The organism is Natronorubrum tibetense GA33, assembly GCF_000383975.1.
Lineage (GTDB): Archaea > Halobacteriota > Halobacteria > Halobacteriales > Natrialbaceae > Natronorubrum > Natronorubrum tibetense.
The window spans coordinates 3696900-3713601 of the sequence record NZ_KB913017.1 but is presented as its reverse complement, the minus strand read 5'-3'; the positions used below and the strand labels follow the sequence as shown (position 1 = coordinate 3713601).

The 16702-nt window shown below is 62.4% G+C and carries 13 protein-coding genes and 1 pseudogene; 6 read left to right on the top strand and 8 right to left on the bottom strand.

Translation table 11 applies throughout. The annotated features are described in order from the left end of the window. The 3 genes from NATTI_RS0119125 to NATTI_RS0119115 form a co-directional block, all read right to left on the bottom strand. Positions 1 to 1008, bottom strand: coding sequence for an ABC transporter permease (locus NATTI_RS0119125; protein WP_006088256.1), 1008 nt, complete (start codon positions 1006 to 1008; stop codon positions 1 to 3). Continuing rightward, positions 1005 to 1994 carry an ABC transporter permease gene (locus NATTI_RS0119120; RefSeq protein ID WP_027119218.1) on the bottom strand — a complete coding sequence of 330 codons (990 nt, stop codon included), beginning with the start codon at positions 1992 to 1994 and terminating at the stop codon, positions 1005 to 1007. Before NATTI_RS0119120 ends, NATTI_RS0119125 begins: the two co-directional genes overlap by 4 nt. Before the next feature lie 90 nt (positions 1995 to 2084). Beyond that, positions 2085 to 3698 carry an ABC transporter substrate-binding protein gene (locus NATTI_RS0119115; protein ID WP_006088258.1) on the bottom strand — a complete coding sequence of 538 codons (1614 nt, stop codon included), beginning with the start codon at positions 3696 to 3698 and terminating at the stop codon, positions 2085 to 2087. A 179-nt stretch (positions 3699 to 3877) separates the two neighbouring features. On the opposite strand from NATTI_RS0119115, the gene NATTI_RS0119110 reads away from it, so the two are divergent. The 3 genes from NATTI_RS0119110 to NATTI_RS0119100 all read left to right on the top strand — a co-directional run bounded on the left by NATTI_RS0119110 (position 3878) and on the right by NATTI_RS0119100 (position 5554). Beyond that, entirely contained in the window at positions 3878 to 4513 is a 636-nt protein-coding gene (locus NATTI_RS0119110) for a ribonuclease H family protein (RefSeq protein ID WP_006088259.1), read from the top strand. A gap of 126 nt (positions 4514 to 4639) precedes the next feature. Then, positions 4640 to 5098 (top strand): DUF2240 family protein, encoded by a 459-nt coding sequence (locus tag NATTI_RS0119105; RefSeq protein WP_006088260.1) that lies wholly within the window; start codon positions 4640 to 4642, stop codon positions 5096 to 5098. 78 nt (positions 5099 to 5176) lie between these two features. Further along, positions 5177 to 5554, top strand: a complete 378-nt coding sequence (locus NATTI_RS0119100; RefSeq protein ID WP_006088261.1) for a hypothetical protein — start codon at positions 5177 to 5179, stop codon at positions 5552 to 5554. Between the two features lie 131 nt (positions 5555 to 5685). Here the strand turns inward: NATTI_RS0119100 and NATTI_RS0119095 are convergent, their stop codons facing one another. The 4 genes and pseudogenes from NATTI_RS0119095 to NATTI_RS25575 all read right to left on the bottom strand — a co-directional run. Then, on the bottom strand, positions 5686 to 5991 hold the full coding sequence (locus NATTI_RS0119095; protein WP_006088262.1) for a hypothetical protein: 306 nt from the start codon (positions 5989 to 5991) through the stop codon (positions 5686 to 5688). A 67-nt stretch (positions 5992 to 6058) separates the two neighbouring features. After that, a complete protein-coding gene (locus NATTI_RS0119090) occupies positions 6059 to 8428 on the bottom strand; it encodes a hypothetical protein (RefSeq protein ID WP_019992043.1) in 2370 nt (789 codons plus the stop codon). A 334-nt stretch (positions 8429 to 8762) separates the two neighbouring features. Beyond that, positions 8763 to 9434, bottom strand: coding sequence for an HAD family hydrolase (locus NATTI_RS0119085; protein WP_006088265.1), 672 nt, complete (start codon positions 9432 to 9434; stop codon positions 8763 to 8765). 477 nt (positions 9435 to 9911) lie between these two features. Next, a pseudogene (locus NATTI_RS25575) lies at positions 9912 to 10244 on the bottom strand (NAD-binding protein); the annotation flags it as partial. 166 nt (positions 10245 to 10410) lie between these two features. Between NATTI_RS25575 and NATTI_RS0119065 the strand changes: the two are divergent. Both NATTI_RS0119065 and NATTI_RS0119060 read left to right on the top strand, forming a co-directional pair. Continuing rightward, a complete protein-coding gene (locus tag NATTI_RS0119065; RefSeq protein ID WP_006088268.1) occupies positions 10411 to 12168 on the top strand; it encodes a cation:proton antiporter in 1758 nt (585 codons plus the stop codon). Between the two features lie 2 nt (positions 12169 to 12170). Continuing rightward, the gene (locus NATTI_RS0119060; protein WP_006088269.1) at positions 12171 to 13898 is read left to right on the top strand and encodes a cation:proton antiporter; all 1728 of its coding nucleotides are present in this window, start codon (positions 12171 to 12173) and stop codon (positions 13896 to 13898) included. Positions 13899 to 13970: 72 nt separating this feature from the next. On the opposite strand, the gene NATTI_RS0119055 is transcribed toward NATTI_RS0119060, so the two are convergent. Further along, a complete protein-coding gene (locus NATTI_RS0119055; RefSeq protein WP_006088270.1) occupies positions 13971 to 14165 on the bottom strand; it encodes a hypothetical protein in 195 nt (64 codons plus the stop codon). Positions 14166 to 14389: 224 nt separating this feature from the next. Here NATTI_RS0119055 and NATTI_RS0119050 point away from each other — a divergent pair, with 224 nt between their 5' ends. Further along, positions 14390 to 16669, top strand: a complete 2280-nt coding sequence (locus tag NATTI_RS0119050) for an amino acid permease (RefSeq protein ID WP_006088271.1) — start codon at positions 14390 to 14392, stop codon at positions 16667 to 16669. Positions 16670 to 16702 lie beyond the last annotated feature (33 nt).

Genomic DNA, 16702 nt, shown 5'->3' with positions numbered 1-16702 from the left:
TTAGCCAGCACCTCCGGCACCTTCGCCCTCGATGTTCGGGTCGAGGGCGTCCCGTAGCCAGTCGCCGAGCAAGTTGATACCGATCACGGCGAGGACGATTCCGATCCCCGGAATGGTGGCGACCCACCACTGGGTCCGCATCACGTCCTGTCCGTTCTGGATCTCGAAGCCCCACGAGAGCGTCGTCCCCGAGAACCCGAGATACGAGAGCGAGCTCTCGAGGAGGATGATCGCCGCGACCTGAATCGTCGCGAGGACGATGATCGGCGTGAGGCTGTTGGGGAGTACGTGCTTTCGCAGGATCGTGCCGTGGCTCGCGCCGAGCGAGCGCGCCGCCTTCACGTACTCCTCGTTGCGTATCGACATCGCTTCGCCGCGGGCGACGCGCGCGAACCAGACCCAGGTTACCAGTGCGACGACCACTGCGACCATCCCGGGAAACGTCATCGTCTCGGGCATTCCGTCCGCGAGCCCTGCTCTCACGATCGGATCGGGTATCCCGATCGTCCCTCTGCCGAACGCGCCCATCAGCGCCAGCGCGAGGACGAGCGACGGGAACGCCAGCATGACGTCTGCCATCCGCATGAGTCCGTCGTCGACCCGGCCACCGAAGTAGCCCGCGGTGAGGCCGATGGGGACGCCAATCGCAGCCGCGAGCAGTGTTCCGGAGATGCCGACGAGCAGTGACGTTCGCGCACCATAGAGGAACCGCGAATAGATGTCCTGTCCGAGGTTGTTCGTTCCGAGGACGTGGTCGCCGGTTCCTTCGACGGTGTGGCTTACCCGTTCCCCGTCCTGTGCGATCGTCGTATCGTAGCTCAGTCCAACCGGCGGGTACGAGGCGCCATTGTCGTCGGTATAGCCCTGATCGTAGGGATTGTGCGTCGCCAGCACCGGCGCGAAGATTCCCATGAGAAGGATCGAAACGATGAGCACGATCCCGAGTTTGGCTAGCAGGCTCTGTCGCAGTTCCTTCGTCAGATTCGATTTGATTCGGTCCGAAATCATTCGTCGCTCACCTGCGGATTCAGCCGCGCGTAGACGGCGTCGACCAGAATGTTGATCACCACGAACGCGACCGCGATGAACAGGACGATTCCCTGCACGACCGGCCAATCGCCGTTTCGAAGCGATTCGATGAACATCAGTCCGAGACCGGGCCAGTTGAAGACCTCCTCCGTAATCACCGCACCGCCCATCAGCGTCCCGAGCTGGAGCCCGAGAACCGTGATAATCGGAATCAGCGTGTTTCGAAGGACGTGTTTGTACCGAATCAGCGTCTGCGGGAGCCCCTTGGCCTCCGTCGCGGTCACGTACGGCTTGCCGAGTTCGTCGATCATGCCGCTGCGCGTCAGTCGCGTGATCAGCGCTGTGAAGTACGTCCCGAGCGTAATCGCCGGCAGAATAATGTAGCTGAGCCAGCTGAGCAGGTCACCGACGTAGCCGTATCGAAAGACCATGTACATCGCATCGTGGAACGCGACGCCGCGCCCAGAGGTCGGAAACATCCCGACCTGTTCGGCTACCAGCAGAATCAGCATGATTCCGAGCCAGAAGTTCGGCGTGCTGATCCCGACGAGCGAGCCGAGCGTCGCCCCGTAATCCGCGGGCTGATTCCGCCGGGTCGCGCTGACGACGCCGAGCGGGATCGCGATGACAATCGCGACGACCGTTGCCGCGACGGCGAGTTCGACGGTCGCGGCGAAGTGCTGGGCCACGATGTCGGTGACCGCCCGACGCTGGTTGTACGAATATCCCAGACTTCCCGTCAGTAGATCACCGAGATAGTCCAGATACTGGACGTACATCGGCTGATCGAGCCCGAGATCTTGCCGAATTTGATCGCGCGTTGCTTGATCCGGCACCTGTCCAGCGATCAGGTTCACCGGATCGCCGGGAGACAGCGCCCGAAGGCCAAACATGATGGTGACGACGGCCCAGAGGACGAATATTCCCTGCAGAACCCGTCTCATCAAAAACTTTCCAAGAGCCATTCAATTCCCGTTCAGCGGTTATCGGTTGCCAATAAGTTGTTTTCGTTCTTCATCGGTACTCAAGTGAGATAGCGAGCTCTCTCTCGCCGATCAGTTCATCTCCCAGACGAAGATGCTCTCGTCCTCACGAGCGTCCCACTCGATGTCCTCGTTGATGCCGTAGATGCTTTCCTGCTGGTGCAGGAAGACCCACGGCGCCTTTTCACGGGCCATCTCGTTGACAGCCTGGAGCATCTCCTCTCTGGTCTCCGGATCGTCTTCGACCTGCGTGGCCTCGAGTTCGCTCTGGAGTTCGTCGTCGCTGAAGGTCTGGACGCCGCCGTCCTCGTGGAAGAAGCCGACCATCCCGTAGTCGGCGTCGCCAGTAATAACCCCCCAGCCGATCAGGAAGAAGGGGATCTCGTCGTCGTCCGGGCCGGCGGACGCGGCGTCGGAAACCACGTCGAACGGGACGATGTCGACGTCGCACTCGACGTTCGGCAGCTGGTCGATCTGGTCGGCCGCCCGTCGGCCGACGTCGGCGTCGTTGAGGTAGCGTCCCTCGGGTGCGGTGAGCGTGATCTCCGCGGGATCGTCCTCCGTGTAACCGGCGTCTTCGACGAGTTGCTCGGCCTCCTCGAGGTCTTGGGGGTACGGATCGAGCTCCGGGTTGTACCCGTTGACTTCCGGCGGCGTCGGCTGGGACATCGGCGCACCGAACCCGCCCAGGACCTCGTCGATGATCTCCTGATTGTCGACCGCGTAGTTCATCGCCAGACGGAACTCCTCGCTGTCGAACGGCTCGACCTCGTTTTTCATCGGCAGGAAGATGTTACGGAACGAGGTCACCTGTTCGATCCGCGACTCGTCGTCGTTTTCGATCTCACCGACGTCGTCGGGGAGGACGTTGTCGATGAGGTTGGTCTCGTCAGCCACCAACGAACTCACCCGACCGGAGTCGGAGGTTTCGCCCTCGAAGATCACTTCTTCGAGCTCCGGTACGTCGCCCCAGTAGTCGTCGAACGGCTCCATGACGATCCGGTTCTGGGCCGGATCGTACTCGGTAACCTGGAACGGTCCGGTACCGTTGAACGCGTCCGCGTCGTCGCCGGAGATGACGCCGTCGTCAGTCGTCGGCGCGTCGTTCTCGTACCACTCCTGGCTGACCGCTCGCAGGTAGTTCCCGAACTCGAACTCCGCGAGCTGTGCTGCGCCGCTGTAGGAGAGCTCGAGGGTCGTGTCGTCGATCGCCTCCGCACCGTCGATCGAGCCGAGCCCGGCAACCTGATCCGATACCGGTGGGACGTCGGGGTCGATCTGTCGCTCGAGCGTGAACGCGATATCGTCCGCGGTCAGCTCTTGTCCCTGATGGAAAACGACGTCGCTGCGGATCGTCAGCTCGACCGTGCCCTCGTCGCCGTGCTCCCAGTCCTCGACGACGCGACCTGCAGGTTCTTCGCCCGGGACGACGTCGAACAGCGGTTCGTACACGTGATCGTATACGTTGAAGTACGGTCCCGTGATGTGGTCGTTCGGGTCTTCGACGTCCGGGAACTCTCCCTGAGTAATCGTGAGCGAATCCAGCTCGAGATCACCGTCGCCATCGTCGTCGTCTGGATCGCTTAAACAGCCGGCAAGTGCACCTAGTCCGGTCGTCGCCCCGGCTGCCCCGGTAAGCTTCAGCAACGTCCGTCGATCGATGCTCTGGTTGATAACACCCTTCATACCCCATAGGAAACCGGATGATTATTTATAAATATTGGTATCTACCGAGCGATATGTTGTGGTATGTACACCGATGTATAATTACGTCCAACAAACGGAGAGTATAAACGGCCGGTCGATCAGTCTCACGGGCAGATTTCTGGGATAACTTTAAGAAACCTTCGACTCGTACTACGAGTATGGCCGCTCACGGCCGGTCCGCCCTGCGGGACCTGTTCGACGAGTCGCCCACACCCCACATCGCTCACCCGCCGCGGACCCATCATCGTGACTTCTACGTCGCTACCGATGGGTCCTTCCGGAAGGCGGGCGGTGGACTGGGCGCCGTCATCGAAACGCGCGACGGCACCCGTGTCGCACGCGTCGCGACTACGGATACGCCGCCGGATAACAACGTCGCCGAGTATCGAGCGCTGCATCTCGGACTCGACGTCCTGGCAGCGCGTGCGCCTCGAGACGCCCGCGTCGGCGTCCTCATCGACCACGATGCGCTCGCCAGTAACGTCAACAGCGCCATTCTCGCGACGAACCACCCCGACGGAAAGGCACCGCGTCCGATCTCCGTCCCGTCCGCGACCCGGTATCACTGGCGGGGCATCCAGGCGCGGCTCAACGGCTTCGGCGAGGTCCGGGCCGCGCGCATCGACAGCGACCAGAACCCCGCCCATCCGCTCGCGAACGCACCCAATCAGTACCGACACGTCAATCGCGAACCGGACCGCTGTGTCCTCCCGGAGACGCCCGAACCGACCGCGACCGAGTTCCCGCCGCCGTCTCGAGCCAACCGCAATAGCGGCGGTCGCGCCTCGGACTGACGGCCAACCCCCAGCGATCGCTTCGTCACTCGAGGGTCGACCCGCTTCTTCGAGCGGGGATCGAACCCACCCAGTCCAGCGGTCGGAACCGCCACCGTTATTTCGTCGTTCGGGTCAAGACAGTGCATGAGCCTTCGCGTCGCGATCGCGGCACCGTTCATCCAGAACGGGAGCCGACAGCTACAGGAAAACGAACTCGTCGTCGCACTCTCGCTCGATCGGGACTGGTTTTCCCCCGACCAGTCCAAACGGCTGATCGACGTCGCGACGCGCGAGGGACTGCTCGAGCCGGTCGACGACGGTCTCGAGGTCACGTTCGATCCCGCCGACGTAACGGTTCCCGACGAGTTCGTCCCCGACGAGGACCTCCTGCAGGAACGCTCCGCGTTCGAGCGCGTCCTCGATACGCTCGTCGCGGAAGGCGTAGAGAAACACGAGGCTGTCGGCGCGATCAACACGCTCCAACAGGAACTTGGCGTCACGATCGAAACCGCCGCCGTCGTCTACGCCCGTCGCGAGGGGATCGACGTGACCGACCTGGTCCCCGTCGCGCGGGCGGCGCTGAACGACGGCGAGGCTTCGTAGGCGTCTCGACGTGGACGAGGCCGCCGCGAACGAATCGGAAGCCGAAGCGCGTTAATCCCCGGCCGACCGATGTCCGCCATGGTCGAAGCGCGGATCACCGACGGCCGCCGGATCGCCGAACTGCTCGCCTCCGAACTCGACGGCCGCGAGGACGGCACGCTCGAGTCGACGCGCGTCACGAACGCGGATCGAGACGTCGAGCCGACGGCGGACGGCTCGCGAGCGTACGACGTCGAGTTTTCGGACGAGCGGATCGCCCGGGTGTTTGTCCACGACGATCGCGCGCGCCTCGAGTTCGAGGCCGGACAGGATGTCGCGGCCGGGACTGCCGACGACCTCGAGTTGCGCGTGCGCCCGAAGGCAACGGAGCCGCCGCGAACGCTGGTCTTCGTCGAAAGTGGCGCGGCGGTAAAGCGGGCGACGGACGTCGTACAAGCCGTCAACCGGTTATTGTAACGTTTGGCGGGTGCTGCCCGCTCGTCGTCGCGTCTCTTTTGTGGAGTACGATCGGTCGTAACGGGCGATCGAACCCCGCGAAAATGGCAGCCGCGAATCCGTCGGTACCTCGTACGGGCTGTTGTACGTCATTACCGGCGCAACCGCGACCGTCCTGCGGGTTCCGGTAACTCGGTACAGCAGACCGTCTCAGTAGTCGTCGGGTCGATGCGGTCGGAGTTGTCGTAGACGAACGCTGAGCCCGCCGCGAACAAAAACTCGGTAACTGAGTCGGAGTAGCGCAAGCCGTGGTAGCCGTCCTCGATTGCACCGCTGGCTGTGCCGTCCGAGTCCGCCGTCGCGTATCGACTCGAGTCCTCCCAGCCGATCCGCTGGATCTCGCTGCCGACGCACCCTTCGTAGGAAGCCGGCGAACCGTTGCCGACGACGGTCGGCACGTGCGACAGGTTCGTACTCAGTCTTACTCGAGGAGCTGACGCCGTCGATCAGCAGGATGTGGTCGAGCTAGTTTTCGTGCCACGGCATGTCGCCCTTCCAGTCGTCGCCGGTCGCGCCGGAGAGCGGGTACCGGCTGAGGTACGATTGCTGGTCGTTGACGATCGGTTCCGCAGGGCCGTCGACGGTGACGTCGACGAGCAGGGTGTTGAACTCCCAGGCGTGGCGACCGTCGACGACGCGGCCGGCGGCTCGAGTACCGTCGTCGCTGACCCACATCAGGTTGTCCTCGATGGTCGCGCCGTTGTACGTCGAGGGCTCGATGGTGCTTCCGTCCTCGATCTCGAAGTAGTAGTCGGTCGGCTCGTCTTCACCCTCGGCGACGAACTCGTAGGTGTGTTGCCTGGAGGCGTGCCACGGCATATCCCCCTTCCAGCCGTCGCCGGTCGCGCCGGAGAGCGGGTAGCGACCGAGGTGGGACTCCTGATCGTTGACGATCGGTTCCGCAGGGCCGTCGACGGTGACGTCGACGAGCAGGGTGTCGAACTCCCAGGCGTGGCGGCCGTCGACGATGCGGCCCGCAGCGCGGGTTCCGTCGTCGCTGACCCACATCAGGTTATCCTCGATCGTTGCGCCGTTGTACGTCGAAGGCTCGATGGTGCTTCCGTCTTCGATTTCGAAGTAGTAGTCGGTCGGCTCCGACTCGCCCTCGGCGACGAACTCGTAGGTGTGTTCACCGGAGTCGTGCCACGGCATGTCGCCTTTCCACTCGTCTCCGGTTGCACCGGAGAGGGGGTAGCGACTGAGGTATGATTGCTGGTCGTTGACGATCGGTTCGGCCGGCCCCTCGACGGTGACGTCGACGAGCAGCGTGTCGAACTCCCAGGCGTGACGGCCGTCGACGACGCGACCCGCGGCGCGAGTGCCGTCGTCGCTGATCCACATGAAGTCGTCTTCGATAGTCGCACCGTTGTACGTCGACGGGACGATGGGACTGCCGTCTTCGATCTCGAAGTAGTAATCCGTCGGCTCGTCTTCGCCCTCGGCGACGAACTCGTAGGTGTGGTCGAACTCGTGGCCGTCCTCGTCGTCGCCGTCGTCCTCTTCGGGTTCGTCGGCTTCCCCCTCGTCGTGCCACGGCATATCGCCCTTCCAGCCGTCGCCAGTTGCGCCGGAGAGCGGATACCGCTCGAGGTTCGAGTCGACGTCGTTGACGACCGCGTGAGCGGGGCCCTCAACGGTGGCGTCGATGATGTTCGTATCGAACTCCCAGGCGTGACGGCCGTCGACGACGCGGCCCGCGGCGCGGGTCCCGTCGTCGCTGACCCACATGTAGTCGTCCTCGACGGTGGCGTCGTTGTACGTCGAGGGCTCGATCGGTCCGTCCTCGATCTCAAAATAGTAGTCGGTCGGCTCGGACTCGCCCTCGGCGACGAACTCGTAGGTGTGCCGAAGGTCCTCGTAGTCGCCGCGAGGCTCGGGTGAGCCGCCGGAACTGCCCGACGCGGCCGCTTCGGCCGACGTGGGGACGCCGTCGGGGATCGAGAGATCGGGGGTAGAGCCCGCTCGAGACGTGTTGACGTTCCCCTGCGTTCCGCCGGAGATGTTTCCGCCGTTGAGAACGATCCGCCCGCTCTCGTGGGTGATCGCCGCGGCGCCGTACGAGCCGGCGGCGAAGTTGCAGTTCGTGGCGGTCATCGTCTGGTTGCCCCAGTGCCAGAGCGGTCGGCCGTGACTCTCGGAGTAGTTCCCCCAGCGACCGTCGCTCGTCGAGTAGTCCGTGTTGTCGTTGTACGCGACGCAGTTCTCGAGCGTGTCCGACCCGGATCCCGTCCGGAACGTGGTGACGCCGTTGTTCTTCCCGTAACAGTTGGTCCAGTGGACGCTGCCGCCGTGGGCAGTGTTGGAACAGTAAAAGCCGTTGTTCGGGTAGCCCTGGACGTTCATTCGGTCGAACTCGACGCGGCAGTTCGCGCTCCGGTGGTAGAAGACGGCACCGGGGCCGTGGACGAAGCTTTCGCCTCGTTTGTTCGCCCCGTCGCCGATGTAGACGTTCTCGAAGCTGACGGTGCCGCCGGTGTTCGTGATCGAGAAGATGAAGCCGCTTCCCTGATAGAGCCCCTCGACGCCGACGTTGCGGATCGTGGCTGCGCCCTCGACGAGCACGGTGATGCTCCCGCCGCCGGTGACGTCGATGAGTTTGTTTGCCCACGTCTCGTTGCCGAGACGGATCGTCTGTCCGCGGGCCGTAATCACGTCGTAATCGTCACCGCTGGCACTCGCCCCACCGGCCGCTGCGGCCGCTGCCACCGTTGTCGTTCCGGCGAGTTTCAGGTACGAGCGACGATCAAGTAACGTGTTATTATCCGCTTTATCGCCGTTAAACGCCCGTTTGCCGCCGTTTTTACCGCCATCCGATTCTGCAATATCGCGTGCCATACGATCCTGTAATTCTCTGTTTCCTATATAAGCTTTCTCCTTAAGAATGAATAAAATAAACAGAGTGTCCTTGAATCTTGACTACTATTAGCATTATAAGCGTATTCAGTTCACTATTTTTTATATATCGGCGGCAGTTCGCTTTGCAGACTGGCCCACGCGTAGCTCCACCGAACGGTTCCGTTGTCGAACCAAAGCGGGCGACGAGAACGGAGGGCTGCGAGAACGGACGCCGTAGGTGTTCGGGTCGGTCTGAACGGTAGCGGCTGCTCGTCGACCGAGGGTTCTCTCGAGGAGAGACTCAACGATAGCCGTCGCCAAACGATGCGCTCGCTTACGTAGCCGGAGAATCGAGTGCGTCGAGAATTGACGGGAACTCGGCGGCGATAGCCGACTGATCGACGTGATCCGTCGCCCGCGGATCGGGGTCGGGACCGTCCTCGAGCATCACCTGCACGACGTCCATCCCGGCGTTCGTCGCGCCGTAGACATCGGCTTGGACCTCGTCGCCGACGTAGACGGCGTCAGCGGGATCGACGTCGAGTTCGGCGGCGATCGCCTCGAACGCCCGACGGTCCGGTTTCCCGGCCTCGAGTTCGCCCGTCACGAGCGCCGCGTCGAAGGCGCGCTCCCAGCCGAGCGTCGCGATCTTGTCCCGCTGGGCCCGGACCGGGCCGTTGGTGAGTAGTCCGACGCGGTACTCCGCACGAAGGTCCTCGAGCATCGCTTCGACGCCCGGCAGCGCCTTGAGCGAGGCCGCGATCGTCTCGCGGTAGGCGTCGGCGACGGCGGCCGGGTCCGCGTCGGTCTCCCGGCCCTCGAGCAGATCCGCGAAGATGGGTTCGCGCGTCTCGCGCGTGAGGTTTCGCCGGTGGGCCTCGAGATAGGCCTCGCGGGTCAGCGCCGGCGCGCCGGCTTCGGCGGCGGCCCGCTGGAGGATGGTGGTTCGGTCCTGCGTGGGCACGGCGAGTGTGTAATCGAGGTCGAAGACGACCGCCCGTGGCATGGGAGTCACGGGGCGCTCGAGGAGGTTGAAGCTATCCCTTCTGCTCGGCGTGTGAATCGAAACTGGTACCGAAGGGCGAGTAAACGATCAGTCGTCGCTCGGCCGCGGCGTTGGCTCGGATCTGGCCTCGAGTCTCGGATGTCGGACTCGACGCGAATTTATTTCGTTTCGGGTGATACGGCTTCGGCGGACCGTTTGATAACGCTGTAAACCGCCCAGACGGTCCAACAACCGACGAGAGCTGTAACAGCGATGAACCAATATCCCCGGTACGCGTTTTCGAGGACCGCGGATAGTATGAGTACTGCGAGGACGTACACCGAGAGGACCGTGAATAGATCCTCGAACGCTGCGGGCCGACGAATACGGGGTACCTTCAGCATCGTGCCCGTAGTACGTTCCTCGAGAACACATACCCTGGGGTCCCTTCGAAGGATAGTACGTACACCACAGGGGAAACCGAGATACAGTTACGCGTTAGGATAGGTCCGCCAGTACGTTCGCCGCCTCGTCGTCATCTTCGGAGAGAACCGATTTGACTATGAGTTTTCCCCCGAGCGTGTGGGGGCTTATTACGACATCGGCACCCGCTCGTTTCAGTTTCGAGACGTTTGCGGCGCTACTCGCGGCGGCAACGATCCGCATCGACGGATCGATCTTCCTCGCCGTGAGTATCGACATCGCGTCCTGCGAATCGCTTTCCGCCGCGGCGATTACGGCGCTAGCGGCGTGAATTCCCGCTTCCTCTACCGTTTCGCGTCGTCCGGGATCACCCTCGAGTACGTCGTACTCCCGATCTAACTCGATGCGCTCCGCCCGCTTCGCGAAACGATCAGAACCGGGATGCTCGAATCGAGTTCCTCGACGATAGTCTCCGTCAACTCGCTCGTTCCGAGAACGAGGACGCGGGCGCCGTCACCGTGAGAAGCAACATATATACGGCCCTTGAACAAAATCGCCGTAGGGATTACTTTCTATGGACCAGATCGCTCTCGCTGCTGACTTTGCGATCATCATCGTCGTCGCGACCGCGATTGGTTTGATCGCGCGTCGGCTCGGGCAGCCGACGATCGTGGCCTACATCGCCACGGGCGTCGTTCTCGGTCCGGTGCTGTTCGACGTCGTCACCGACGAGGGGCTCGTCGACGTGATGGCAGAACTCGGGCTCGGATTCCTGCTGTTTCTCCTCGGAATGAAGATGCGGTTCGACGATATTAGAGAAATTCTCAAGCCGATTTCAAACATCGCTATCGGGCAAACGGTCCTCCAGACCGCGCTGGCGTTTCTCGTTGCGTGGGCGCTCGGCTTCGGCACCGTCGAGGTCCTTGTCATCGCGCTGGCGACCGTCTTCGGCGCGACGCCGATTATTGTCAAAGTATTGACTGATAAGGACGAGATCACCTCCCTTCCCGGAAAGATCGACGTCGGCGTCCTGATCGTTCAGGACATCTACCTCGTCGTCGTCCTCGCGATGTTCAGCGCCGACTCGCTGGGCAACCCGGGAGAGATCGCGACCACCCTCGCAGTGATCTTCGTCATGATGGGCTTTATCGGCCTCTTCTCGATCCTCTCCTCGCGGTACCTCCTCCCGCGGCTCTTCCGACGGATCGCGGACAACAAGGACGTCTTCCTCATCGTCGCGATCGCGTGGGCGTTCCTCTTCATCGCTATCGCCGAGGGATTCGACCTCTCGGTCGAGGTCGGCGCGTTCCTCGCGGGAATCAGCCTCGCACAGCTCCCCTACAGCAAGGAACTCGAGGACCGTATCACGCCGATCACGGACTTCTTCATCCTCGTGTTCTTCGCGAGTATTGGGCTTCAGATCGAGAGCGCCGCCAGTCTCTTCGCCTACTGGCAGGAGGCCGTAATCGCCTCGATCGTCCTCATGATCGGCAACTTCTGGATCATGTTCTACCTCATCGACCGGGAGGGCTTCAGCGTCGAGACCTCCTTCCTCGGCTCGATCAACATGGTCCAGGTCAGCGAGTTCTCGCTGGTCGTCGGTGCGCTGGCGATCGCGCAGGGATACATCGGACCCGACGTGCTCGGTTACCTGACGTTGATGGCGCTGATGACGATGACCCTCTCGACGTACATCATCGCGTACAACCACACGATCTACGAGCGCGTCGCGCCGTGGTTCAGTCGGTTCGAATCGGAAGAGAAAGTGGACCAGGAGCTCAAGGTTTACAAGGACCACGCCGTCGCAATCGGCTACGACGAGGTGACCGAGCGAGCCCTGCCACTGCTCAAAGAAAAGTACGGCGAGGTCGTCGTCGTGGACCGACGGACCGATCACATCGCAGAACTCGAGTCCGAAGGTGAGTACGACTACGTGTTCGGCGACTTCCGACATAGCGAAGTCCGAAAGGCTTCGGGACTGAAGAAAGCGAGCTTCGTACTGAGTTCGAGCGTCCAGACCGATGTCAACGAAGCGCTGCTCGATGAGGTCGACGACGACGCGACGGTCTTCGTCGAGGCCGGCCAGATCGACGATGCACGCGAACTCTACAGACGAGGTGCCGCGTACGTCATCATGAACACCTACCTGACCGCCGAGAAGGTCAACGATTACCTCGAACAGTACTTCACCGACAGGGAAGCGTTCCACTCGGCCATCGAGGACGATATCGAACGCATTAGGCGGCGCGACCGATCCGATGCCGAGCAGGATCGCGACTCGAAGGGAATCGATATCGAGTTCGATCCGCGGAAGTTCGGGGGTGACGACTGACGATGGCCGACCTCGTTATCGCGCTCTCGGTGATGTTCGTCACCGCGGGCGTGCTGTTGATCGTCGCGAACCACTTCGGGTTCTCGCCGATCCCGTTTTATATTCTCGCCGGTCTGCTCGCGGGACCGGTGATCACGGGCGACCTGTTCGGTCCCCCGATGGTCGACCAGCAGGAGCTCCTCGAGCTCGCGCAGTGGGGGATCGCCTTCCTCGTGTTCGTCTTCGGGATCCGGGTCGACTTCGGGGACATCCAGTCGGTCTTCCGCGACGCCGAAGTCGCCGCCGCGACGCAGCTGCTCGTCGTCGGATCGATCGCGTTCGCCGTCGGGTACGGGTTCTCGATCCTTTTCGGATTCGAGTACGCGCTCCGGAACGCGATCTACTTCAGCGCCGCGGCGACACTCAGCTCGACGCTCGTCGGCGCCGGCGTCCTCGAACAGGAGATCCGTAGCAACCTCGTCCACGGTCGGCTCGCGTCGTCGATCCACTTCTTCGACGACGTCGTCGCGATCGTGGTTATCCTGATCCTCTCGGCAGAGACGTTAGCGGATCCCCAGATCGTCACGTCGAACATCGGGTACGGAACGCTGTTCCTGATCGCCGGTCTCCTCATGTATCAGCACGGGTTCCCGCTACTGGTTCGCGCTGCGGACGGGTTCGAGGAGCTCATACTGATGGGGAGCATCTCGATCCTGATCGCCTTCCTCGCCGCCGCGGAGCTCGCCGGGATCTCGATCGTCATCGGCGCGTTCGCCGCCGGGATCGCGATCCGAAACGACGGCGCACAGGCGCTGGGCGTCCAGAACGGGATCGAGTCGATCAAGGACTTCTTCGTGGCAATCTTCTTCGTCACCGTCGGCGCGCTGGTACAGATACCGACGTTCGAGGTGCTCGTTCTCGCGGCCGCGTTGCTCGGTCTCGCCCTGGTCGTCAGCCCCGCGGTGCACCTACTCGCGTTCCTCTACGAGGGGTACGACGCGAGAACAGCGTTCTACGCGAGTTCGAGTCTGAACCAGATGAGCGAACTCGCGCTCGTGATCGCGATCCAGGCGTGGCTGCTCGGAACGATCGCGGACGGACTGTTCGACGCGATTATTCTGGCCACGGCCGCCACGATGATCATCACCGTCATCGCGCGACAGTACGAAGAACAGGTGTACAGATCCGTCGTCGAGCGGCTCGTCAGAGGGCAGCAAACGCGCCGGATCGACGAACACAGTCGCGTCGCCGACGACCTCGAGCATCACGTGGTCGTCGTCGGGTACGGACGACAGGGCCGCTTGCTGGTCGACAAACTCGAGCACCTAGAGCAGCCGTACGTGGTCATCGAGAACGACCCCGTGCTCCGAGACGACCTCGAGCGGGAGTGTCGCAACTACGTCTTCGGGGACGCTATGGGATCCTATCCGATGGAACGGACGAAACTCTCCGACGCCGCGCTGCTCGTTTCGACGGTCGATCACAGACCGCTCTCCGAGCACCTGCTCGACCTCGAGACGGATGCAGACGTGATCCTCAGATCCAGTTCGTCGGGAACTGCTCGGCAGTTGCTCGACGACGGCGCGACGTTCGTCAACGTCCCGAACGTTCTCGCGTCGGATCAGCTGGTCCACAACGTCAAGCGAGTACTCGAAGACGAAAGCGAGGTGGACGCGCTCAAAGACGAACACATGGACGTGCTCGTCGATCTCGAGCGCCACGGCTTCTCGACGCGATTCGATCGAATATAGCGACGACCGTCCTGAACGAGACTGAAAACGGTCCCGACTGGATTTGAATTCCGTGTCTGAATCCGCTGATCGCTACAGCGGCCCGCCGAGATACTCGTGGACGGCGACGACTGTCACGAGTCCCGTGATGAACAGGGCCGCGGCGATTGGACTCGAGAGTTCGATCGCTTCCGCGAGCCCGAGCGCTCCGGCGGCTGCCAACCCGACGCCGACCGCATAGATACTGAGATTTCGGACCAAACTGACCGTATCGATCGACTCGAGCATAGTCCGTGATAGGACGAGCGGTCTGAATAGCTCTGACGGTCTCTGTCGGACTCACTGATCCGGATGTCAGCATACAATATCGATTAGGGGCGAACTGACCGTGGTCATCTCGCCATCTCGGGTTTCGATACGTGAGCTTTTATGTCGGTTGTTGTTTCATCTAGCGCTACGAATGGTTTGTCAGAAGGTGCCGCAGGGATTGTCGTTGGTAGGGGTGAACCGACGTGTCTGCTGACGACAGCGAACTCGCTCGTAATCTCGGCTTCGTCGAGGCGATGACGCTGGGCGGCGGCACGATGATCGGAGCCGGAATCTTCATTCTGCCGGGAATCGCCGCCGAGAACGCCGGTCCGGCGAGTTCGGTCTCGTTCGTGATCGCCGGGTTCGTCGCGTTACTGGCGGCGCTCTCGATCTCCGAACTGGCGACCGGCATGCCGATCGCCGGTGGCAGTTACCACTACGTGAATCGTGCACTCGGCAATCTCTTCGGCTCGATCGTCGGTTGGGGCGTCTGGACCGGACTGATGTTCGCGAGCGCGTTCTACATGGTCGGCTTCGGCCAGTACATCGTCGAGCCGATTCCGTTCCTCGACGGTCGTGCGCTCATTATCCTGTTCGGGCTCCTCGGGCTCGTGTTCCTCGTCGGGCTCAATTACGTCGGGACCGAGGAGTCCGGCCAGTTCCAGAACATCATGATCGGCCTCGAGACGGTTATTATCATCATTTTCGTCGCAGTGGGGGTTTTCTACGTCGATTCGGGCAATCTCGAGCCGTTCGCACCGACGGGCCCGAGCGGGATCATCGCGACGACCGGGATCGTCTTCGTCACGTTTCTCGGGTTCGAGATCATCGCGACCGTCGCGGAGGAGATCAAAGATCCGGGCCGGCTGATCCCGCTCACCATGGTCCTTTCGGTCGTGTCCGTCACTGCGCTGTACGCGGTCGTGATGATCGTTAGTACCGGCGTCGTTCACTACGAAATACTGGGTGGGTCGCTCGTTCCGGTCTCCGACGTCGCGGCCGTCTCGATGGGGTCGGTAGGAGTCATCGCGATCGTCTCTGCCGCTGCGGTCGCCGCGATCTCGAGTTCTAACTCGTCGATCCTGTCGGCCGCTCGCGTCGTCTTCGCGATGGGACGGGACGGGGTAATGAGTCACAAACTGAACAAGACGCACCGACGGTTCCGTACGCCGCATCGAGCGGTGTTAGCGACTGGTGGCGTGACCACGTTGTTGATTATCACTGGTCTTTGGGTTGGCGAGGCGTTTATCGAGTACCTGGCCGAGGTCGCGAGCTTCAGCTTCTTGGTCTCCTATGCGCTCATCCACGTCACCGTCGTCGTCGTCCGGCGGGCCGAACCCGAAAATTACGAGCCGGATTTCGAGATGCCGACGCCCCTGTATCCGGCGGTGCCGATTGTCGGCGTCGCACTGTCGTTCGTCGTCATCTCGCAGATGGACACGGTCGTCGTACTCATCGGAGCCGGCATCATCACGCTCAGCCTGCTGTGGTACGCCGGCTACGTTCGACCGCGCGTCGACGACGACCAGCTGGTCGGTGATGCGATCGTCGGCACCGAAGACAGAGCCGGCGAATCGACCGATGCGTACAGGATCGTCGTTCCGATTGCGAATCCCGAGACGCAGTCGGAGCTGTTGCGTCTTGCCGCAGCCACCGCCCGAACGCACACCGAAGCCGGGACGCCCGAGATCGTCGCGGTGAACGTGATCCGAGTTCCCCCGCAGACGGCGCTCGAACAGAATCTCCAGTTCGAAGAGGAACGCGTCGAACGGCAACGGGAACTCTTCGGGAGCGCACGCGAAGCGGCCGGCGAACTGAACGTCAATCTGCGTACCCGCGCGATCGTCGGTCGAGACGTCGGGCGAACGATCCTGTCGGTTGTCGAGGAGGAAGAGGCGGATCACGTGCTCCTCGGCTGGCACGGGAAACGACGGAAGCGAGACTACGTGTTCGGATCGACCGTCGACCCGGTTATCAAGGACGCGCCGTGCGAGGTCACGATCGTGAACCTCGCGGACCGGGAGATCGGCTCGACCGTCGCACTGGCGGGTCCCGGACCGCACGCACCCATCGCGGCGCGTCGCGCATACGAGTATGCGTCGCTTCAAGGAACGACACCAACGCTACTGAACGTACAGCAAACCGCCGAGGACGGAGCGGAGGGTGACGACCCGATCGGCCCGCAGGAACGCGGTCAACGGATGATCGAGCACGTCGCCGAGACCGCCGGCCTCGAGGACGGAACGTACGAGTCGAAGGTCATCGTCGGCGACGATATCGAGACGGCGATTCTCGAGCATATCGACGAGTACGACACCGTTTGTCTGGGCGTCTCGGAGAAACGGTCCGTCTCGAAGATCCTCTGGGGATCGGTCGCGGATCGGGTCGTCAGTCGGGCCGACGGAAACGTGGCGCTGGTTCGCGGCGAGTACGACATTCACCGATCGGTCCGAGAGGGAATCGTGGAACGATTGTCGAGGTGAGGACGTCCGACGAGCCGTCGTAGCCACGGGTGA